General features: G+C 74.7%; 12 protein-coding genes and 1 pseudogene. 1 reads left to right on the top strand and 12 read right to left on the bottom strand.

All coding sequences use genetic code 11. From position 1 onward, the window contains the following. Positions 1–983: 983 nt before the first annotated feature. From IW256_RS40815 to IW256_RS04400, 11 genes and pseudogenes are all read right to left on the bottom strand, one after another. Positions 984–4,160: pseudogene (locus IW256_RS40815) on the bottom strand (alpha-(1->3)-arabinofuranosyltransferase domain-containing protein); the annotation flags it as partial. Between the two features lie 100 nt (positions 4,161–4,260). Then, the gene (locus IW256_RS04440; protein ID WP_197009724.1) at positions 4,261–5,577 is read right to left on the bottom strand and encodes a glycosyltransferase family 4 protein; all 1,317 of its coding nucleotides are present in this window, start codon (positions 5,575–5,577) and stop codon (positions 4,261–4,263) included. Beyond that, the gene (locus IW256_RS04435; protein ID WP_197009723.1) at positions 5,574–6,524 is read right to left on the bottom strand and encodes a glycosyltransferase; all 951 of its coding nucleotides are present in this window, start codon (positions 6,522–6,524) and stop codon (positions 5,574–5,576) included. Before IW256_RS04435 ends, IW256_RS04440 begins: the two co-directional genes overlap by 4 nt. Positions 6,525–6,545: 21 nt before the next feature. Beyond that, positions 6,546–6,677 carry a hypothetical protein gene (locus IW256_RS42050; RefSeq protein ID WP_269217908.1) on the bottom strand — a complete coding sequence of 44 codons (132 nt, stop codon included), beginning with the start codon at positions 6,675–6,677 and terminating at the stop codon, positions 6,546–6,548. Continuing rightward, entirely contained in the window at positions 6,677–8,362 is a 1,686-nt protein-coding gene (locus IW256_RS04430) for an MmpA family trehalose lipid delivery protein (RefSeq protein WP_197009722.1), read from the bottom strand. The genes IW256_RS42050 and IW256_RS04430 overlap by 1 nt, the downstream gene beginning before the upstream one ends. A 71-nt stretch (positions 8,363–8,433) precedes the next feature. Continuing rightward, a complete protein-coding gene (locus tag IW256_RS04425) occupies positions 8,434–10,491 on the bottom strand; it encodes an acyl-CoA dehydrogenase family protein (RefSeq protein WP_197009721.1) in 2,058 nt (685 codons plus the stop codon). A 55-nt stretch (positions 10,492–10,546) separates the two neighbouring features. After that, positions 10,547–11,674 carry a flagellar basal body-associated FliL family protein gene (locus IW256_RS04420; RefSeq protein WP_197009720.1) on the bottom strand — a complete coding sequence of 376 codons (1,128 nt, stop codon included), beginning with the start codon at positions 11,672–11,674 and terminating at the stop codon, positions 10,547–10,549. A gap of 75 nt (positions 11,675–11,749) precedes the next feature. Beyond that, entirely contained in the window at positions 11,750–12,544 is a 795-nt protein-coding gene (locus tag IW256_RS04415; protein WP_307828733.1) for an EI24 domain-containing protein, read from the bottom strand. A gap of 10 nt (positions 12,545–12,554) precedes the next feature. Beyond that, positions 12,555–13,406: an SDR family NAD(P)-dependent oxidoreductase gene (locus tag IW256_RS04410; protein ID WP_197009718.1), complete on the bottom strand. Its 852-nt coding sequence runs from the start codon at positions 13,404–13,406 to the stop codon at positions 12,555–12,557. Positions 13,407–13,498: 92 nt separating this feature from the next. Next, on the bottom strand, positions 13,499–15,979 hold the full coding sequence (locus IW256_RS04405; protein ID WP_197009717.1) for a PEP/pyruvate-binding domain-containing protein: 2,481 nt from the start codon (positions 15,977–15,979) through the stop codon (positions 13,499–13,501). A 112-nt stretch (positions 15,980–16,091) separates the two neighbouring features. After that, positions 16,092–16,913 (bottom strand): hypothetical protein, encoded by an 822-nt coding sequence (locus tag IW256_RS04400; RefSeq protein WP_197009716.1) that lies wholly within the window; start codon positions 16,911–16,913, stop codon positions 16,092–16,094. 259 nt (positions 16,914–17,172) lie between these two features. Here IW256_RS04400 and IW256_RS04395 point away from each other — a divergent pair, with 259 nt between their 5' ends. After that, the gene (locus IW256_RS04395) at positions 17,173–20,100 is read left to right on the top strand and encodes a glycoside hydrolase family 48 protein (protein WP_197009715.1); all 2,928 of its coding nucleotides are present in this window, start codon (positions 17,173–17,175) and stop codon (positions 20,098–20,100) included. Between the two features lie 74 nt (positions 20,101–20,174). Here IW256_RS04395 and IW256_RS04390 read toward each other — a convergent pair whose 3' ends face one another. Beyond that, a complete protein-coding gene (locus tag IW256_RS04390; RefSeq protein WP_197009714.1) occupies positions 20,175–21,851 on the bottom strand; it encodes an amidohydrolase family protein in 1,677 nt (558 codons plus the stop codon). Between the last annotated feature and the right edge of the window lie 102 nt (positions 21,852–21,953).

The raw sequence follows: 21,953 nt of genomic DNA, 5'->3' as shown, positions 1-21,953 counted from the left end.
AGCTGGGGCACGGCGTCGCCGACGGCTCCGGACGGCGACGCGGCGTCGTCCAGCACCCCGGTCCACAGGCCCGCGGCCAGGCAGCCCGTCCCGGCGGCCATGAGCACGGCGGCCGTCCAGGGCGCCGTGGAGGCCCGCCAGAGCGGGGATCCCCGGGTGCGCGTCCAGCCGCAGAGCGCCGCCGTCGCCGCCGTGACGGCCAGCCCGGGCACCCCGGCGATCCACCCGCCGAGGACGGCGGCGAGGGCGACGGCGGCCCAGGCGGGCCAGCCCGGGGCGCCGGCCGGCGGCGGAGGGGGCACCGGACGTGCGCCGCGAGGCCGCACCGCCACGAGCAGCAGCACGACCAGCAGGCCCAGGCCGCCCACGACCCCGGCGCGATGGGCGACGTCCGGGCGGAAGGTCAGCTCGACGGTGCCCGTGGTCCCGGCGGGCACCACCCAGCCCTGCTTCCAGCCGTCCAGGCGGACGGGCCGCAGCTTCTTGCCTCCGGCGCGCGCGGTCCAGCCCGGGTTGTAGTTCTCGTTCACGGTCAGGAAGGACGCCTGGGCGGCGTCCACCCGGACGGCGCGCTCCCCCGCCGTCCAGCGCAGCACCCGTACCGGACGCGCCGCCTGCTCTCCGGGTGCCGCGTCCTCTCCTGAGGCCGCCTGCTCTCCCGGCTCCCCCGCCGCGGCGCGGTCGCCGACGACGGCGGACTCGACCCGGAAGCCGTCGAGCGGTTCCGCGGCCAGCCGGTTGGGTCCCTCGCGCAGGGTGACCGGCCGGCACGCCTCGAACGCGACCGGGCGCCCCTCCAGGAGATCCCCCAGCGTCCCGGTGACCTTGGTCGGCACGGTGCGGCCGTCCAGGCTCAGCCGGGGCCCGAACCCGCAGTCGAGCGTGAGGGGGAAGGTCCGGACGTCGGGCAGGCTCCGCACGCCGGGCACGACCACGTCGGTGATCTGCAGGGGCTGGAGCCCTCCGCCGCGCCGGAACGTCAGGGTCAGCCTGTCGGTGCGCAGCGGGGCGAAGGTGAGCCGCCCGAGGTCGTCCGGGATCGCCTCGCGGGTCCGGCCGCCCCGGCCCTCGATCCGCACCTGGACGGGGCCGGCCGCGCCGGGCGGGCGGCGCAGCGTGATCGAGGAGATCGTCCGTTCGCGGTCCCAGCGGACGGTGTAGACGGGGGCCCGGTCCCCGGCGGCGGCGATCCACGTCGTCGCCGGATCGTCGTCGAAGGCCGACCTGGCCTGGGCGGCCGGGTGGAACGAGAGCGCGCTGGAGGCGGTGACCCGCGGCCGTCCCGGCGCCGCGGTGTACCGGGCGATCAGCCGCGGATCGGTGAGGACGGCCGTCCCCGCCAGCGCGGTCCGGCCCGCCCGTCCCGCGGTGAACGTCCGGTCGAACCCGTCGCCCTCCTCGCCGCGCGCCCCGAGGGAGTCCGAGCAGACCCAGCGCCGCACGCCCTTCATGCACTCCGGCGCCGCGCCGGGGACGCGGCTCATGACGTACGAGGGGTCGCCGGTGAGCCCGGCCGGGGCCGGGAGCCGGTAGGTACGGCCGGGCCGGACGCCCTGGACGGACAGTTCGCTGACGGCGGCGCGGGCGAACATCGGGGCGGCGGGGGCCGAGGCGAGGCCGGTGATGCGCAGCCGCAGCCAGCGGGTCGCGCCGGGCGCGGCCCGCAGCGGCTGGGCCCCGGCCACGGCGCGGACCGGCTGCTCGACGGTGCCGCGCTCGGTCTCGACCGCGACGCGGGCGACGGGCGGGCCGAGGCGCCCGTCCTGGACGAACGTCGCCGAGAGCCCGGGGATCTCCCGCGCGGTCCCGAAGTCGACCTTCAGCCACTGGCCGACCGGGCCCCTCCAGCCGCCGGTCTCCCAGGCGCTCGCGGGATCGCCGTCCAGGGCGGCGTACGGGATCGCGCCCGGCCTGCGGGCCTGCGGGATCGCGTCGTGGCCACCGGCGGACGAGGAGGCGGTGACGTCGCGGACGCCGTCGTAGGCGACCGTGGTCGTGTACGCCTCCCACGCGTCGTCGGTGATATCGGCGGCCCGGTCGCGCTCGGCGGCGGTCAGGGTCGGGGAGGTCTGGTGCAGCTCGCCGAACTCGCGGCGCAGCAGCCGCGGCGAGTCGCTGATCACGGGGGTGCCGCCGAGGTCGGCCGCGTCGTCGCCGATCAGGGCCGGCCCTTCCGGGAGCGCCTCCGCCTCCGACAGGGCCAGCAGCGACTCGGGCCCCCCGTACACCCGGGCGGGGGCGGCGGCGCCGGACAGGGTCGCCACGGCCTCGGCGTCCTCGACCTCGTACACCTCCAGCGCCGGGGATGGCTGGTCCAGGGACGAGACCGCGTCGTCGGCCGGGTCGTGCCCGACCGGGTCGCCGAAGGACGCCGCCTTGCGCAGCCCGGGCGAGGCCTGGAGGGACTGGCGCAGCCGTGCGGGCCAGCCGCCGCGCAGCCCCTCCCTGCGCAGGTCGTTGCGGACCAGGACGTACCGGACGCCCATCCGTCCGAGGAACGCGGCCAGCCCGGGCGACGCCCGCCCGGACCTCACCTGCCGGTCGACCGCGTCGAGCGCGCGGGTGTAGCCGGGCGAGCCCGCCGGGACGAGCTGGCGCACGCCCCAGCGCGCGGTCAGCAGCGGCTGGACGATGTCGTCCATCGGCCGGCCCCACACGTACTCGCCGAACGGCGCGCCGGGCAGGGCGAGCACGCCCTGCCGTCCCGCGTGCGCGTTGAGCCAGGAGGCGGCGTCCTTCCAGTACCGCGGCACCTGCGCGAACTCGCCCGGCCCGGTCAGGCCGCGGGAGACGCCCGTGGCCGCGATGCCGCCCAGCGCGACGACCGCCAGCGCCGGCGCCAGCGCGGGCACGGCGGCCGTCCTGAACACCGGCCCCCGCCCGGCGCGCGGCGCGCGGGGCCCCCGCGCGAGCCGGGCGCGGGACGCCACGGTCAGCAGGTGGGCCAGCCCGAGCGCGAGCGGCAGCCGGACGACCGCGTCGAACTTGTGCAGGTTGCGCAGCGGCCCGAGCGGACCGTCCAGCAGTTCCCGCACCTGCCCGGCGAACGGGCCGGGCAGCGCGCCGAGGTGCCCGGCGGACACGATCGCCAGGCCGGCCAGCAGGGTCAGGAGCAGGAAGGCGCGCTCGGGCAGCAGCCGGGTGACCAGCCCTGCCAGGCCCAGCGCGGCGACCAGCCCGGTGCACAGCACCGGCAGGGGGTCGAGCGAGAGGCCGTGCCCGGCGGGCGACCACACCTGCCCGTCCACGACGAGGTAGTTGACCCAGCGTTCGGCGCCGCGCAGCACGTTGATCAGGCCGGTGGGCCCGGTCGTGGTCGCCGCCTTCTCGGTGTAGGTGAGCCAGGAGAACCCGTAGGTGCCGGTGAGCAGCAGCGGGACCAGCCACCAGGCGGTCGCCGCGGCGACGGCCGCCGACCACCAGCCGAGCAGCCGCGCCCGCCGCAGCCGGACCGCGCCGGGGCCCCGGTCGCGCGGGCGGGTCACCAGGTAGAGGAACGGGACGACCAGCACCGCGGCGGTCGCGGTGGCGTTGATGCCGCCGCAGCAGGCCACGGCCAGGCCCGACCGCGCCGCCGCGCGCACCCGGCCGCCGCGCCGGTCCGCGGCGCCCGCCGCCGTGACCAGCGGCAGCATGATCCACGGCAGCATCGCCACCGGCATGTACTCGGAGGAGATCTGGCCCAGCGTCGCCAGCGCGTTGGGCGCCAGCGCGTACGCCATGGCGCCCGCCAGGCGGGAGTCCGGGCCGCCGATCCCCAGCCGCGCCGCCAGCAGCCGTACGCCCAGGAAGGCCAGGCACATCAGCAGCGCCAGCCAGCACCGCTGGGCGATCCAGGCGGGCAGGCCCAGCAGGTCGGCGAGCGCGTAGAACGGTCCCATCGGGAACAGGTAGCCGGCCGCCTGGTTCTGCAGCTGGCCGAACTGCCCGGTGTCCCACAGGTGCAGGGCGCGGCCCAGGAACCCCAGCGGGTTCACCGCCATGTCGATCTTGGTCTCGGCCAGGATCGCGCCGGGCCGGGTACAGAACGCCAGTGCGGTCAGGGCCAGGCAGCACACCGCCGTCCGCAGCCGGTCGCGGAGCCGCGGATCGACGCCGGGGCCGTCCGCCGCGGCGGGGATCCCCCCGGCCCGGGGCCGGTCCGCCTCTTCCACGGCCATGCTCGCCCGGGCTCCCTTCGGGTCGTCGTTCCGTGCGGCTCGTCGTTCCGTACGGTCGTTGCGTGCGGGTCCTTCTCATCGGGGCGCGTACGCCTGCGGCTCAGCTCGCGTCGTCGTCGGCGTACCCGAGGAGGCGCTCCAGCGGGGTCGCCTCCCGGACCGTGAGGTCCGGGCCGGCCCCGGCCAGCAGCAGGTCGCGGACGGGCCCCTCCACGACCCGCGACCGGGCGTCACCGTACCGCCGGACGGCATGCGCCCGCCGGTCGCCGGAGGCGGCCGATCCGGTCGCGACCGCCGCCGCGACCAGCGCGGCCCAGCGGTCGGCCGTCCGGGCCCAGCCGAAGGCGGCGGCCCACTCCCGGCAGGCGCCGGCCACCTCCCGCCGCCGCGCCGGGTCGGCCAGTTCCTTGAGGGCGCGCCCGGCGGCCTCCGCCAGGTCCTCGTCCGGGCCGGCCAGCCAGCCGGTCACGCCGTCGCGGACGGCGTCCCGCAGGCCGTCGACGTCGTGGGCGGCGGTCGGCACGCCCAGCGCCGCGGCCTCGATGACGCTGAGCCCCCAGCCCTCCCCCCGCGACGCGCTGAGGTGGAGGCGGGCGCGCGCCACCAGGGCGGCCTTGTCCTCCTCCGGGACGTACCCGTGCGGGACGACGACCTCGCCGAGGCCGCGCCGGGCGATCGCGGCGGCCAGCGCCAAGGCCTCGGGGCCGTCGCCGATCACGTTCAGCCGCAGTGCGGGGTGGAGGCCCGCCAGCCGTTCGGCCAGGTCGAGCAGGCTCTCCACGCGCTTGTGCGGGACCAGGCGCGTCACGCACACCAGTTCGGGGTCCCCCGGAGGCGGCTCGACGTCCCGCGCGTCGTGCGGCGGGACGGTCACGCCGTTGGGCACCACGTAGGCCGAGCCGGTCCAGCCCAGGCGTTCCCGTACGGCGGTCAGCGTCGAAGGGGACACGCACACCAGGGCGTGGCGCCGGTACGTCCAGCGGCTGACGGGGCCTTCCAGGACGCGGCCGACCCAGGCCATCCAGCGCGGGAAGTACAGGCCGAACTGCGCGTCGTGCACGTGGTGCACCACGCAGAACACCGGGACGCGCCGCGGCAGGGCCCACGGGGTGAAGAAGGGGATGCCGTTCTGGCAGTCGAGAACGGCGTCGAAGGACCGCCGCCGCGCCAGCGTCCACAGCAGCACCCGCGGGTAGACGGTGAACCGGCCGCCCAGCCGGACGAACTCGACCCCGTCCACCCGGTCGCGCCGCCGCTGCCCGCGCGCCCGGGACGTCACGTACCGGACGCGGGCCCCGGCGGCGGCCAGGCGCCGCGCCACCTCCCACGCGTAGCGCTCCGCCCCGCCCGCGGCCGGATGCCAGGGGTCCCGCCAGTTCACGACCGCCAGCCGCGTCCCCGCGACGCCGTCGCTCATCCCGCTCCGGCTCCGCGGCCCTCCGGCAGCGGCGGCACCGCCCCCTGGACGTGCCGGAACGGCGGGAGGAACGGCCCGGCCGTGACGGCCCCGCCGGGGACGAGACCGCCGGGGAGGGGGCCGCCGGGGACGAGCACGCCGAGGACGGGCCCGCCGCCGGACCTGCCGGGCGGCGGGCCGCCGGAACCGCCGGCGGGCGCGCCGGGACGGGCCGGGCGAGACCCGCGCAGTCCCGCGCGGGCACGGATGCGGGCCAGGTCGAGCAGGCAGGCGGAGGCGTGGCGGCGCACCGAGAACGTCGTGCCGGGCCGGTCCCGCCAGATCACCGGGATCGCGGTGACGGAGGCGCCCCGGCGGACGCAGTGCATCAGCAGCTCGACGTCGAACGCGAACCCGGCCGTGCGCAGCTCGGCGGCGGCGGCGCGGGCCAGCGGGCCGGAGAAGAACTTGAAGCCGCACTGGGTGTCGGCGATGCCGCCCGCCAGGTCGCGGACCAGGCGGTTGAAGGTGATCGCGCCGAGCCTGCGCATCGGCTGCGCGTACTCCTCGACGAGCGAGCCGGGATGCCGCCGGGACCCGACCACCACGGGATGGCCGGCGCGCAGCAGGGCGAGCGCGCCGTCGAGCGCGGCCAGGTCGGTCGCCATGTCGGCGTCACAGAACCCCACGTACGGGGCACGGGTCTCCAGCAGGCCGGCCCGGACGGCGGCGCCCTTGCCGCGGCGCGCGCAGCGCACCAGGCGCACCGGGACCGGGCCGCGCCAGCCGGAGACGACGGCGGCGGTGCCGTCGGTGCTGGCGTTGTCGACCACGATGATCTCCGACCGCGGGGCGGCCCCGGCCAGCTTCTCGCCGAGCAGGGCCAGCCCCCCGGGGAGCCGCGCGGCCTCGTTGTAGGCCGGCACCACGATCTCCAGCCGGGCCTGTTCGCTGCGCTGGGCGCCCACGAGTGGACCTCGGGGCGACGATCAGCGCGAGCCGTAGTTGTAGAGCGGCTTGATGACCGGGTCCTGCTGGGAGGCGTTCGCCAGCTGGACCACGCCGACCGAGGTGCCGGCGGCCAGCAGGACACCGACGAGTGCTGCGATGGCGATGCGCATCAGGGGGCCCTTCGACGGGGGGTGGTACTGCCGAGTAACCGGGTGCCCAGAGTAGCCATTGCGCTGATCATTGACCAGATCAACGGGACACTCGCGACGATCCAGGCGGCGATGACCGCGAGAACGGGGGCGTTCCGCTCCGGAGTCGCGGCGGTCCCGGCAATTCGGTACAGCACCAAATCGGCGCCTTGGACGAGCCGTTCCGCGCCCGGCAGGCGGTCCGGCCCCGCCTCCGGGTCGGCGGCGTCCACCGCGACGTAGCGCACGCCCGCGTCCCGCAGGACCCCGGTCAGCGGGCCGCCCGACCTGATCGCCCCGTCCAGGCGCACGGCGCGGGGATCCTCGGGCGCGAGCGTGGTCCCGCCCACCGTCACGGCGTCGTTCACGACGACCCGCCGCGGCAGGTAGCGGGGCAGCGGGTCGAGCACGCGCCGGCCGTGGTTCCAGGGGTAGGCGCGGTAGGCCGCCCACGGCAGGACGAGCACGTCGCCCGGCTCCGGGTCGGCCTCGATGATCCGTTTCGCGCGTGCCCAGTCCGCGGGGTAGTCCACCGGACGCAACTGGCCCGCGGCCCCCCACGCCAGCGCGGGCAGGAGGACGACCGGGGCGAGCAGGGCGCCGAGGGCCACCGGCGCGTACCGGGCCTCGATGGCCCGGTCCGCCGCCAGCCCCAGCCCCACCGCGACGACGACCGCGAGCGGCGCGGCGAACTGCTGCCCGTCCCGCAGCACGGCGAAGCCCGGCCACAGCCGGATCGCGGTCTCCAGGACGGGCGGCAGCACCGCGCCCAGGGCGGCCACCGCGTACCCCACGCCTGCCGCCCACGCCGCACCACGCCACCAGGGCGCGATGCGCTCGCGGTACCTGCCGTACGCGAACAGCGCACCGAGCACGACCAGGCCCCACAGGGCCGCCGTCACCGGTGTGCCGTAGCCGGCCGGGACGGTCTCCCCGTTCCACACGCCGCCCAGCAGCAGGAGGCTGCCGAGCGTGCCGAACGGGGTGTCCGCGCGCGCCGCGAACGCCTCGACCCCCGCGCCGTCGCCGGGGACACCGCCGGGGCGCAGGAGCCCGGGGACCAGCCACGGCAGGCTCAGCACGGCGAAGACCCCCGCCACCACGACGCGCCCGCGCCCGCGTCCCGCCATGAACCCCGCGAGCCCGGAAACGGCGAGCGCCGCGAAACCGCCGATCGCCGCCGGGAGCATGACGCCCGGCAGCCACCGCCACCCGCCGCGCTCGCCGGCCTTGACCGCCGCCGCGTACAGCACCCACGGCAACGCCGCGTACCCCAGCAGCAACGCCCACTGGCCCAGCAGGAGCCGCTCGGCGACGAACGGGTTCCACGCGTAGCAGACCCCCGCGACCAGCCGCGGCACCGTCCGGCGGGACGGCACCAGGGACGCCGCCGCCGCGCACGCCAGCACGAACACCGCCAGCAGCAGGACCCGCTGCACCAGCCATCCGGGCAGGACCAGGGCCAGCGCGGCGACCGCGGCGTCGCTCGGCACGTGCCGGGGCACGGTCCCGGTCAGCCCGAAGGCCATGGCGTTCAGGGCCGGGTCCGGGACGAACACCATGTCGTACGACAGCAGGAAGCCCGGCGCGAGCCCCGGCCCCAGCGCCAGCGACCCGAGCCCGAGCCCGGTGAGAGCGGGCGCCAGATGCCGCGTTCGCCCCATCATCAGGCGAATGACCCTAGCGGACGGGATACGGCGGAAGGGGCCGGCGGAAGGATCAGGGGTCGGCGGAAGGATCAGGGGTCGCGGGGCAGGCCGAGGATGCGCTCGCCGATGACGTTGAGGTTGACCTCGGTCGTCCCGCCGCCGATGGTCATGGCGCGGGAGGCCAGCAGGTAGCGGGTCCAGCGCGGCCGGAGCCCGGACTTCCAGCCGCCGGTCAGCGCCCCCTCCCCGTCCAGCAGCGTGAAGCCGTACTCGGTGACCTGCTGCCCGTGCTCCATCGCGACCAGCTTGCGGACGTTGGCCGTCGCGCCCGGATCGGTGCCCGACAGCTGCTTCAGCGTGGCCCGCAGCCCCAGCAGCGCGAACGCGTGCTCGTCGCAGGCCAGCCGGCCCAGCTCGTCGCGGACCACCGCGTCGCCGTCCAGCCCCAGGCCGGTGGCCAGCTCCACCAGCTTCGGCAGGTCACCGCCCAGCTGGAAGGTGCTGGTGAGCCCCACCCGCTCGTTGGCCAGGGTGTTGCGGGCCACCCGCCAGCCCTCGTTCACCGGCCCGACCACCAGCTCGTCCGGGACGAACACCTCGTCCAGGAAGACCTCGTTGAAGACCGCGTCTCCGGTGCACTCGCGCAGCGGCCGGATCTCGACGCCCGCCGAGGCCATGTCCACCAGGAAGTAGGTGATGCCGTCGTGCTTGGGCCGGTCGGGGTCGGTCCGGGCGACGCAGACGCCCCACTGGGCGTCGCGGGCCAGCGAGGTCCAGATCTTCTGGCCGGTGATCCGCCAGCCGCCCTCGGCGCGCTCGGCCCGGGTGGTCAGCCCGGCCAGGTCCGATCCGGCGCCCGGCTCGCTGAACAGCTGGCACCAGACGATCTCGCCGCGCAGCGTCGGCGGCAGGAAGCGCTCCTGCTGCTCCGGCGTCCCGTACTGCACCAGCGACGGCACCACCCACGCCGCGATCATCAGCGGGACGGGACGGACGCCCGCCGCCTTCAGCTCCTGCTGGATGACGATCTGCTCGACCGGCCCGGCGGCCCGGCCCCAGGGCTCGGGCAGGTGCGGGGTGACCCAGCCGCCCGCGGCCATCGCCGCCCGCTGCGCCGGGAGGTCCATGGCGGCCATCTCCGCCACCCGCGCCCGGACCTCGCCGCGCATCGCGTCGGCGCCCTCGGGAAGCTCGACGCTCATCGGCCGCCGTACGCCCTCCAGCGCCAGCCCGGCGACCCTCGCCCGGTGCGCGCTCGCCCGGCCGAGCACGGCGCGCAGCGTCAGCGCCCGGCGGTAGACGCGATGGGCGTCGTGCTCGTAGGTGTAGCCAATGCCGCCGTGCACCTGGATGTTGCCCTCGGCGCAGGACACCGCCGCGTCCGCCGCCAGGACGGCCGCCACGCCCACCGCGTAGGCGCGCTGCCGCTCGTCGTCCTCGCCCAGCGCCCGGATCGCGTCCCAGACGGCGGCCCTGGCCCGCTCGACCGCGATGAGCATCCGGGCGCACTTGTGCTTGACGCCCTGGAACTGCCCGATCGGCCGCCCGAACTGCTCGCGCAGCTTGGCGTAGGCGACGGCGTCGTCCAGGGCACGGGCCGCGACGCCGCACGCCTCGGCCCCCAGCAGCACGACCGCGAGGGCGGCGGGGTCGGCGCCGCCGTGCAGCCCGCGCCCGTCCGGTACGGAGAGGTCCTCCGGGGCGACCGAGCCGACCGGGCGGGTGAGGTCGAGCGCCTCGGCGTCCGCCTCGCGGACGGCGGCGCCGTCCAGGACGGCCCACCCGCCGCCGGCCGGCAGGACCGCCAGGTCGACCCCGGGACCGCCGAGCACGAGCCCCGGGCCGAAGCCGAACCCCGCGCTGGTCTCCCCGCTCGCCAGACCGGGGAGCAGCGCCCCGCGCAGCTCCTCCGAACCGCCGGCCGCGATGATCGCGGACGCGAGGACCGTCGGCGCGTACGTCCCCGGGACCAGGGCGCGGCCCAGCTCCTCCAGCACCACCGCCTGCTCCAGCAGCCCGAACCCCTGGCCGCCGTACTCCTCGGGCAGGTGCAGGCCGTGCTGGTCCGGAGCCGTGCCGTGCCGCTGGACGAATCCGCGCGCCGAGGCCGCCAGCGCCTCGTGTTCTTCGGTCAGCCCGATCGCCATGACCCGCCACCTTTCCGTTGGGTGCGGGTCACAGCGTACTAGAACGCTATTCGGTTCAGGCGCCCACGATCTTGAGCTTCGCCACGAACTGGTTGATGTCCGGCCACAGCTTGCGGTGGGTGTTGGGCACCGAGGCGAACGCGACCGCGGGCGCCGGACGCCCGTTGTCGACGACCACCGTGGCGACCACCTCGCCGGTGGCCCGGACGCCCGCCCTCTTGTAGGTGAGGTAGGACGCCACCAGCCAGCCCTTGCGCCCGTCCACCGTCAGCGGCTGCGACGCCAGCGGGACCGCCTTGTGCGGGAAGCCGTAGTACTGCGCCTGGATGTCCTTGGCGGCCATCACCGCCACGGCCGGGACGCTCTCCGGCCCCTTGTAGGCGTTCGCGAGGTTGGGGTTCAGGGTGCCGGTGAGCAGCTGCCCGTACCAGAGCCGGGACCCGCGGCGCTCGGTGACCAGCACCTGCTGCCCCGACCAGCCCGCGGTGCCGAGCCGGTTGGCCTTGGTCGGCGGCTGCCACGGCTTGGCCAGCCGCGGGTAGGCCAGGCCCGACTTCGGATCGGTGACCATGCCCAGCGGCTTGGTCGGGCGCCCGGCGAAGCGCTTCAGCGGCTTCTCGGGCGGCATCTGCACCCGCGGCGGCTCCGGCTGCCGGTCCGCGGCCTGCCGGCCGGGCTTGACCTGCGCCGGCTCGGACTCGCCGCCGCGCTGCTTGAGCAGGTAGACGCCGCCGGCGGCCACCAGGGCCACCACCAGCAGCCCCACGCCGCCGAACAGCATCAGCCTGGTCCGGCCGCCGCCGTCGTCGTCGAAGCGTTCGCCGGAACGGCCCAGCTTCGCGTCCGCCGCGTCCTCGTCGGCCATCCAGTCCGGCATCTGCCAGTTGCCGCTGCTCGGCTTGCCCGGCTTGCCCGGACCCGACGGTGCCGCGGGGGCGGGCCCCGCGTACTTCGGATCGCCCTCGCCGTCGAACAGCGCGTCGTCGAACTGCGGTGCCACGGGCGCGACCTTCACGTCCTCGGCCTCGGGAGCCGGCGGCCTGGGCGGACCGGAGAAGTCGGTCCGTCCGGCGGGCTCGGGCACCTCCACCTCGGGAACGCTCACCCGGGCCTTCTCCTCGCGGTCGGCAGAGTCGTCACTCATCTCGGTCCAGCGCCCCCCGCGCTCCCCCTCATCGGACATGCGGCACACGTTACGGCAAGATCACACGGCGCCGCCGGGCCGGTCATCACGCTCCGGACACATCTTTCTATCGCCTCAGCCATTGACCCTCGAACCATCGTCACCACCGGTGACCAGCGAGTCCGCCATCAGGCGTTCCCGCACCAGCAACGTCCCGCCCGCCACCGCCCCGGGCATCGCCAGCACCGCGCCCAGCGGGATCAGGAACACGACGACCGTCGCGACGCCGAACCCGACGACCACCCCGCGGTTCCGCCTCATCAGCGCGAACCGGTCCTTCCGCAGGAGCCCGCGCCGTTCCAGCGCCACCGAGGTCAGCTCGCCCGCCAGGAAGTAGCCCGAGACGAACGCCGCCACCACCGGCACCACCGTCTGCCCCAGCACGGGCAGGAACCCGCAGGCGAAGAAGACGAGCGCGAAGCCCAGCGCCACCAGGCCCAGCAGCACGGTGTCCTTGACCGCCCGCCCGATCTGCGTCATCAGCGGCACGTCGGGCTCGGGCGGCGCGCCGCCCTGCGACTCCTCGACCTTCTCCGAGATGTTCTCGTAGAAGGGGTCGCCCACCAGCAGCGTCAGCGCCGTGAAGGTCAGCACGGCCAGGAAGAGCGAGGCGCCGAAGAGGGCGATCCCGGCCACCACCCGCATGATGTCGCGCGGCCACTCCGACCAGCCGTCGGCGAACGGCGTGAGCCAGCCGGCGATGTCGCCGAGGTTCCACGCCAGCGCGCCGAGCGCCGCCGCGTACACCACCAGCACGATCAGCGCCGGGATGAGACCGAACAGCCATTGCAGGGGATGCCTGGCCACCCAGCCCAGACCACGGAAGAAGTACCCGATCCCGGAGAACAGATCCTTGAACGCCTGACTCACACGCCCCAAACTATCGTTCCCCGAGGCGCACAAGTGCCTCCGAACGCTCCCAGACCGCCCGGCGCAGCCCGGCGTCCTTCCGCTCCGCCGCCACCGGCAGCCACTGCCCGCCCGGGGTCGTGGAGTAGAACCGGCCCGAGTCGAACCCCTCGGTCGCCAGCTTCACCACCATCCGCGCCCCCTGCGCCGGCGTGCGGACCAGCGGCGTGTGGGCCATCACCCGCTCGGCCCGTTCGGCGCCGGGCACGTCCCGTACCAGGCCGGTGGCGACCAGGCCGGGGCACACCGCGTTGACGATGACCCCCTTGGCCCGCTCCGCCAGCTCCTGGGCGAACAGGATGTTCAGCAGCTTGGAACGGCCGTACACGCGCATCGACCCCACCGGCCCGTACGCGCCGGGCTCGGCGAGCCGCTCCACGTCCCAGCGGCCCGCGTGGCGGTGCGCCTCCGAGGCCACCATCACCACCCGCGACGGCGCCGCCCTCTCCAGGGCCTCCAGGAGGAGGGTGGTCAGCAGGAACGGCCCGAGATGGTTGGTGGCGATCATCCGGTCGTAGCCGTCCGCGCTCACCTTCGCCCGCAGGTTGTGAACCCCGGCGTTGTTCACCAGCGCGTCGATACGCTCGTAGCGGTCCAGCAGCCGCGCGGCGACGTCCCGTACGTCCGCCTGCACCGAAAGGTCGGCCTGGAACAGCTCGACGTCCGCCTCCGGCACGCTGCGCTCGATGTCCGCGACCGCGTCGCGCCCCCGGACCGGGCTCCGGCACACCAGCCCCAGCCGGTAGCCCATCCGCGCCAGCTCCCGCGCGATCTCCTTCCCGAGCCCCGAGCTGGCACCGGTCACGATGGCGATCTCGTCCATGCCCCTACTCTCGCGGAACCGCCCCGTTCCCACCAAGCCCGAGCATGCAATTGCTCGGAACGCCGCACGGAACGCCGCACGGAACGCGCCGCTCACCCCTCGATGATCACGGTTCCGGCCGCCCCGTCGATGGTGATGGTCTGGCCCGTCCGGATCTCGCGGGTGGCGTCGCGGACGCAGATGACGGCGGGGATCCCGTACTCGCGGGCCACGGTCGGGCCGTGCGCCAGCGCGGCGCCGATCTCGGTGACCAGGCCGGCCGCCGTGAGGAACAGGGGGGTCCAGCCGGGGTCGGTCGTGGGGGCCACCAGGATCTCGCCGGGCTCGACGCGGGCGCCCGCCGGATCGAGGACCACCCGGGCCGGTCCGGTGGCCCTGCCGGGCGCCGCCGGCATGCCGCCCAGCGCGCCCTCCCCGGCGGGCCCGGGGGCCAGGAGGGTCTCGACGTCGGTGCCGTCGGACAGCAGGGCGATCGGGACGCGCGTCCGGCGCAGCTCGCGCTCGTGGAACGCCTTGCGGGCGGCGACCGTCCCCCGGTGGTCGGTGCCCTCGCGCGCGGCCCCGGCCGCCTCGTCGAGATCGAGGAACATGATGTCGTCGGCGCGTTCGAGAAGCCCCCGCCCGGCCAGCTCGACGCCGGCCAGCAGCAGCTGGCGGCGCCGCTCGCGCAGCGCGTACAGCCCGACGAACTTGCCCAGCTCGCGCAGCCCGCCCAGCTCCCGGGCCCGGCGCAGGAGGAGGCCGGCGAGCACGCCCCGGACCGGCCGCCGCCGGCGCGCCCGCCGCACCAGTGCGTCCAGCGTCAGCTCCGCGCGGGCGGCGGCCCGCGCGAAACGCAGGTCGGGTGCCTGCTCGGGATCGGTGACGCGCAGGTAGTTCGCGATCGCCGCGAACACCGGCGCGGGGTCCTCCGCCCAGCGCGGGACGCCGATGTCGATCTCGGCGGCGGCGCGGTGCCCGTACCGGTCCAGGAACTCCGGGAGCCCGGCGACCCGGAGGGCCCCGGCACGGTACATCACGGCCAGCTCGTCCGGGGGCGTGGTCAGCAGCGGTTCACGCAGCTCCCGCGCGTCCTCGGCCAGCCGCCACAGCGCCAGGTCCATCTCCACGGTGACGTTGTGCGGCATGCCGCCCATGACCGTGCTCACCTCGGCCTCGGTCGCGATGCCCTTGAGCAGGGCGCCGGGCGCCGCGCCCGCGAAGATCCCGGCCAGCAGGGGCCAGAGCATCCGGTCCAGGCCCGCGGCCGGCGCTCCGGCGGCCCGGACGAACTCCAGCCGTTCCACGGCCGTCCGCAGCCCGGCCGGGGCCGCCGCCTGCCGTTCGAACTCCCGGGCCGCGCGGAACGCCCGTGCCCGCGCCGCGGCCGGACGCGCCAGCGCCCCGCCGATCCCGGCGACCGCGCGCGGGACGATCCGTACCATCGTCCTGAACGGGACGCCGCTCCCGCCCGTGCCCGGCAGCGGCGCGAACCTCGGGTCCTCCAGCACGTGCTCGACGACGGCCCGGACCCGCGGCCCGAAGTCGGCGCCGACCACCTTCGGCAGCCACTTGGCCGCGCCCTCATTGCGGACGGTGCCGGTCACGTCCAGGAAGAGGCGCCCGCCGATCTCGACCAGCCCGCCCCCGTCCCCGTCCTTGGCCCCGTCCCCGTCCCCGTCCCTGGCCTCGTCTCCGGTGCCCTTGCCGCCGAAGGAGCCGGCCAGCCCCGCCATCATCGCCTTCCCGGCGGAGATCCCCATCGGGGTCAGCGGCCGGACCACGCCCTGGAACTGGGCGCCCAGCTCCAGGTAGACGCGGGGGCCGGGCAGGCCGGTGTCCGGAGGCGCGGGGAAGAGGGTGGTGATGGGCCGGGACTGCAGCAGCCAGAGCACCCCCTCGCGGTCGAAGGCCCATTCGATGTCCTGCGGGGAGCCGAAGAGGGCCTGGAGCCGCCGCCCGGCCGCGCGCAGGTCGTCCAGCCGCTCCGGCGTGAGGCAACCGCCCGCCGGCCCCGCCGGCGCGTCCCGTTCCAGGACGTAGTGATCCGGGACGACGGAGCCGTCCACGACGGCGGACCCGAGCCCCGGCGCGGCGTCGACGACCATCGCGGTCCGGCGGCCGGTGATCGGATCGGCGGTGAACAGCACGCCCGCCGCCACCGGGTCGATCATGCGCTGCACCACGACCGCCATCTCGGAATCGCCGATCCGGTGGGCCGCGCGGTAGGTGTCCGCCCGCTCGGCGCGCAGCGACTCCCAGCACTTCCGCACGGCGCCGGCCAGTTCGGCGATCCCGGTGACGCCCAGGACGGTCTCCTGCTGGCCGGCGAAGCTGGCGTCCGGCAGGTCCTCGGCGGTGGCGCTGGACCGCACGGCCACCGCGCCGCCGCCGAGCCGTTCGTACGCCCGGGCGATCTCGTCCTCCGGTACGGTCCCCGCACGGTGGGCCGCCGTGGTCACGCAGAAGCCGTCCGGGACGCGCTCCCCCGCCGCGATCAGGGCCGCCAGCCCGGCCGCCTTGCCGCCGACCAGGTCCGCCATGCCGGCGTCGATCTCGTTCAGGCCGATGACGTTCGTCTCACCGCTCCGCATGCCCTCAGTAGAAACGTTGACGCCACGGCAAGGTCAAACGGCGGAGCGGCACACGTTGACTTGCGGCGAGTTGTCGTGTGACCAGGCGGTCAAGCGAGCAACTCGCCGCAAGTCAACGGACGGCGGGACCGGGCGAGGTGAGGATCTGGCCCGCGAGCGGCTCCCGTACGTCCGGGCGGACGCCGACGTCGGAGAGTTCCACCGTGCCCTGGACCTTCTTCGCGTCCCCGGAGGGGGCGAGCCGGATCCTGACGGGACGGCCCCTGTCATCGGTGACCAGGTCGAACCGCGTCTTCGGCGGCAGCAGGCCGGCGAACGCGCGCAACGCCGGGTCGGGGTTCGCCCGCGTCACGGCGGCCCTGTCGACGGCGCCCTGGACGTGCCAGGTGGCGCCCGGCGCGCCGGACACCCGCAGTCCCTGCCCGGTACGGAGGGCCATGGCGACGAGGCGGACGTCGGAGAACCCGGCGAAGGTCCGCGTGCCGGGCGCGGCCCTCATCCAGGACCTGCCGGTGCTCTTGCGGACCGGCGCCGGCAGCGAGACGTACTCGGAGTCACCGATCACCAGGACCGTGGCGGGCGCTCCCTTCAGCGTGCCGTCCATGCGCCCGGCGGGACGGCGCGCGTCCCAGACGCCGCTCATGGCCATCCGGTGGGCGGCGCGCCCGCCGTCCGCGGGCATGGCGACCCGCAGGGCGAGGCGGAACGAGGACGTGCCCTCCAAGTGACCTGCGCCCGCGGCGAGCAGGGTCGGGGCGTCGTGCGGGAAGCCCGTCGCCGCGGCGGCCGGTGAGGGCGTCCCCTGGCACCCGGAGGCCAACGGGAGGACGGCGAGCGGCAGGGCGGCGGCCAGGAGGGCCGCCCGCGGGAGAGCCGCCGGCCGTGGCTGGACGGGCGCGCGGGACGGCCGCGGCCGCCGGTTCCGTCGGGGCATCGGGCCTCCTGCGGTCGGACAGGTCTTGGGAGCGCTCCCACTCCTCGATCACGCCGTGAACGTAGACCGACCGGGAGGCCGGGACATAGGGGTCTTCCACACCTTTCACGAATCGGCGGCCTCCGCGTCTGCGGACCTTGACACCCCTCCCTCGCGCCCGGATTCTTGGGAGCGCTCCCACTCCCCGGTGATTCCGGGCCGGTGCCCACCGGCCAGAGACGCGAAGGGCCGATCGAGGCCCCGACCGGAAGGAACACAGGTGAGAAGACGGCATCGATGGCGCGCGCTCACGGCGGTGTGCGCGTCGCTGACCCTGCTCTGCGGCGGCCTGGCCGCCGTGGCGGCGCCCGTCCAGGCCGCCGCCGCGGCGTGCAAGGTCGACTACAAGAAGGACGCCTGGGCCAACGGGTTCACGGCCTCCATCAGCATCACCAACCAGGGAGACGCCCTCAACGGCTGGAAGCTGACCTACTCCTACTCCGGGAACCAGAAGCTGACCAACGGCTGGAGCGGCAGGTGGAGCCAGTCGGGGCAGCAGGTCACCGTGGAGAACGAGAGCTGGAACGGCGCGCTCGCCTCAGGGGCCACCCTGAACGTCGGCGCCCAGTTCACCTACAGCGGCACCAACGCCGACCCTGCCGATTTCAGCCTCAACGGCGTCCGCTGTAACCAGAACTCCGCGCCGCCCACGGTGGCACTGACCAGCCCGGCCGCGGGCGCGATCTACTCCGTGGGCGGCACGGTACCGCTGGCCGCCACCGCGACCGCCGGCTCCGGCGCGACCGTGACGAAGGTGGAGTTCTACAGCCAGGACGGGCTGCTGGCCGCCGGGGACACCACCGCCCCGTACGGCCTGAACTGGACACCCACCGAGGCCGGCGACCACTCGCTCCACGCCAAGGTGACCGACAGCACCGGCGCGACCGCGCAGTCCGCGCCGGTGGGCGTCACGGTGACCGAGGGCGCGAGCGTCGTGGCGAGCCCGGCCTCGCTCACCATCGCGCAGGGCGCCAAGGCGACGTTCGGCGTCAGGCTGTCGAAGGCCCCGGCGGCGGACGTGACCGTGACGACCGCCCGTACCGCGGGCGGCGCCGGGCTGTCGGTGACCGGCGGCGGCACGCTCACCTTCACGCCGCGGAACTGGTCCACGGCGCAGAACGTGGAGATCTCCGCGGACACCACGGGCACCGGGCAGGCGACGTTCACCTCGTCCGCCCCCGGCCACGCGGCGAGCCGGACCACGGTGACCCAGGTGGCGGCCGTGGCGAGCGTCTACACCCAGCGCTTCCTCGACCAGTACAACAAGATCAAGGATCCGGCGAACGGCTACTTCAGCCCGGAGGGGATCCCGTACCACTCGGTCGAGACCTTCATGGTGGAGGCCCCCGACCACGGTCACGAGACGACCTCCGAGGCCTACAGCTACCTCATCTGGCTCGAAGCCATGTACGGCAAGGTCACCCAGAACTGGGCCCCCTTCAACGCCTCCTGGGCGCTGATGGAGAAGTACATGATCCCGACTCGGGCCGACCAGCCCACCAACTCCTTCTACCAGTCGGGCAAGCCCGCCACGTACGCCGCCGAGCACCCGGAGGTGACCTCCTACCCGTCGCAGATGGAGCCCTCCGTGCCGGTCGGCCAGGACCCGATCGCGTCCGAGCTGAAGTCGGCGTACGGGACCGACGACATCTACGGGATGCACTGGCTGCAGGACGTGGACAACGTCTACGGCTACGGCAACACCCCGGGCGGCGGCTGCGAGGAGGGCCCGTCCGCCGAGGGCCCGTCGTACATCAACACCTACCAGCGCGGTTCGCAGGAGTCGGTGTTCGAGACCGTCCCGCAGCCGACCTGCGACGCGTTCAAGTACGGCGGCACCAACGGCTACCTGGACCTGTTCGTGAAGGACTCCGGATACGCCCGGCAGTGGAAGTTCACCAACGCCCCCGACGCGGACGCGCGCGCCGTCCAGGCCGCGTACTGGGCGGACGTCTGGGCCGGGGAACAGGGCAAGGGCGGCGACGTCTCGGCCACCGTGGCCAAGGCGGGGAAGATGGGCGACTACCTGCGGTACTCGTTCTTCGACAAGTACTTCAAGCGGATCGGCGACTGCCACCCGGCCTCGTCCTGCCCCGCCGGGTCGGGCAAGAACAGCGCGCACTACCTGCTGTCGTGGTACTACGCCTGGGGCGGCGCCCTGGACACCAGCGCGGGCTGGGCCTGGCGCATCGGCGGCAGCGCCTCGCACTTCGGCTACCAGAACCCGATGGCCGCGTACGCCCTCGTCAACCACGCGCCGCTCGCCCCCAAGGGCGCGACGGCCAAGGCCGACTGGCAGACCAGCCTCACGCGGCAGCTACAGCTGTACAAGTGGCTGCAGTCCGCGGAGGGCGGCATCGCCGGAGGGGTGACCAACAGCTGGAACGGCAGCTACAGCGCCCCGCCGTCGGGGCTGACGAAGTTCTTCGGGATGGCCTACGACTGGCAGCCCGTCTACCACGACCCGCCGAGCAACCAGTGGTTCGGCTTCCAGGCGTGGTCGATGGAGCGGGTGGCCGAGTACTACCAGGTGACCGGCAACGCCGACGCCAAGGCCGTGCTGGACAAGTGGGTGGCGTGGGCGCTGCAGCACACCACGGCCGACCCCGCGGCCGGCACCATCAGGATCCCGTCCACGCTGGCCTGGAGCGGGCAGCCGGACGCGAACTGGTCGGGCGCCACCGGGATGCCGGGCGCCAACACCGGCCTGCACGTGACGGTGCGCGACTACACCAATGACGTGGGCGTGACCGCGGCGTACGCCAAGACGCTCACCTACTACGCGGCCAGGTCCGGGAACGCGGAGGCGAAACAGGCCGCCAAGGACCTGCTCGACGCCCTCTGGCAGAACGGCGACGCCAAGGGGGTCTCGGTCGCGGAGACCAGGGCCGACTACAGCAGGATCAAGGACCCCGTGTACATCCCCTCGGGCTGGTCGGGGACGATGCCGAACGGCGACCCGATCCGCTCCGGTTCGACCTTCATGTCCATCCGGTCGTTCCTCCAGGGCGACCCTGACTACGCGCGGGTCTGGGCCTACGCCAACGGGACCAGCTCGACCGCGCCGGTGTTCAACTACCACCGGTTCTGGGCGCAGGCCGACATCGCCCTGGCGATGGCGGACTACGGCCGCCTGTTCGACGAGTAGGACGCGGGAGCGCGAGACCGGACTCGTGGCGTGCAGCCGGGCACGCCACGAGTCCACCCTCGCGCGGGGACGGGTCAGTCGCGGGCGCTCTCCCACATGCGCAGGTAGGCCTCCGCGCCGCGCGACATGTCGGTGATGATCTCGTCGCCCGCCACGTTGCGCATGTCCGCGATCCAGTCGGGCACGAGGCCGTAGTTGGCGACGCCCTCGGCGTTGTAGTCCCAGGTGCGCAGGCCGGTCTGCGCGCGGTCGAGGGTCACGTTCGGGTCGACCGGCGAGGTGAACGGGTACCGCACCGGATTGTCCTGGTTGTTCTTCCGGGCGGGCGGGAGCGCGCCCATCCCGTTGGCGTCCAGGCCGTAGCCGTAGCCGAAGAACCGGCCCGGGTCACGGGCCTTCTTGGCCTCGCGCCACTCGCCGACGAAGCCGTCGGCCGCGTGCCCGTAGCTGGCGATCATGCCGCCGAGCCTGTAGATCCGGCCCGCGTAGCCCATGTCCATCCAGCTGTGGCTGGAGACCACCCCGGGGTACTTCGCCTCCTCCAGGATCGACAGCGTCCGTTCGGCCGCCTTCACGCTCATGTGGTCGATCTCGACGATCATCCCGCGTTGGATCATGCCCTTGACCATGTGCGCGCCCAGATCCGTGAGGCCCCTGATGTTGCAGTGCGGGGCCTTGGGATAGACCGGCAGCGTGATGCCGAGCGGGCGCAGGTGCGCGAGCGGCCCCGCGAGGAGGTCGGTGAGGTCGTTGGACGGCGTGATCTCGTTGTCGTGCTCGGGCCGGACGCAGGTGTCGGCCTGCCAGAACCGGCCGCTCCCCAGGAAGTTGCCGAGGTTGAGGATCACCCCGGTCGCGTCCCCGTCGAAGCGGACGCCGCACAGCGCGTTGTCGAACTTGTGGCAGACGAACATGGAGGCGACCCCGAGCCGCTGCATCTCGTCCAGGCCGTCGTCGATCTGCTTCTTCGTGCACTGCGGCCATCCGCCGATCTGCCGGCAGCCGAACGGTTCGGAGGTCTCGACGCCGAGGACGACCGCGAGCTTGCCCTGCGCGATGACCCCGCGGGCCTCGGCCGGGTTCTGCACGATGCGGAACCAGCCCTTGCCCGGGCCGCCGCTCTGCCCGTCGACGTAGGTTTCGAGCTCCCGCATGCGCTTGGCCTGGAGCCGGATCGAGTCCATCTCGTCGCAGCCGTACTTCTTGAGCGGGTAGATGTCGCAGAGGGTCCGGTTGGCCACCAGATGGTTGACCAGGATCCGCTGCCCGGCCCGCCACGACCGTTCCACCCAGGTGTAGTAGGCCTGCTGGTGGGTCAGGGACCCCTGGCTGGGCCAGTCCTTGAACGTCGGCCAGCCGGTGGTGTCGTGCGTCCCGACCGGGGAGCCCTTGCTGACGAAGTTCTCGAACCAGGCCAGCGAGCCGTCCTTGCCGTGGTCGGCGCAGTCGCGCAGCGCCTCCTCGACACCGCGCTCGTCGAACGGCTTGCCGCACATCAGGCTGCCGCCGAACGCCTCGTACGACATCAGGTGGCTGTGCAGGTCGGCGTAGCCGCGCACCTGCCCATCGGCGGTGGTGCCGCGGAACGGCTCGCCGGAGGCGTTGACGCCGTCGGGCGGCGCCACGGGAGCCGAGGGCGACGCGGCGGCCTTCGCCGCGGCGGGCGGGTCGAACGAGGCGAGCCCGAGCAGCACGACCGCGCTCGTCAGGACGGCCAGGGCGGCCCTGGCTATCGGATTCTCACGGGGCATGGCGGAGACCCTCCAGAAAGCGAATGATTTTCGCGTCTACTGGTTAGTACCACGACAGGGCCCCCGCGGTGAATGGCCTCCACGCCACTTCGGGACCCGGGC

Source organism: Actinomadura viridis, assembly GCF_015751755.1.
Classification (GTDB): Bacteria; Actinomycetota; Actinomycetes; order Streptosporangiales; family Streptosporangiaceae; genus Spirillospora; species Spirillospora viridis.
The sequence above is the reverse complement of the archived record's forward strand: the minus strand, read 5'-3'. Positions and strand labels throughout refer to the sequence as shown.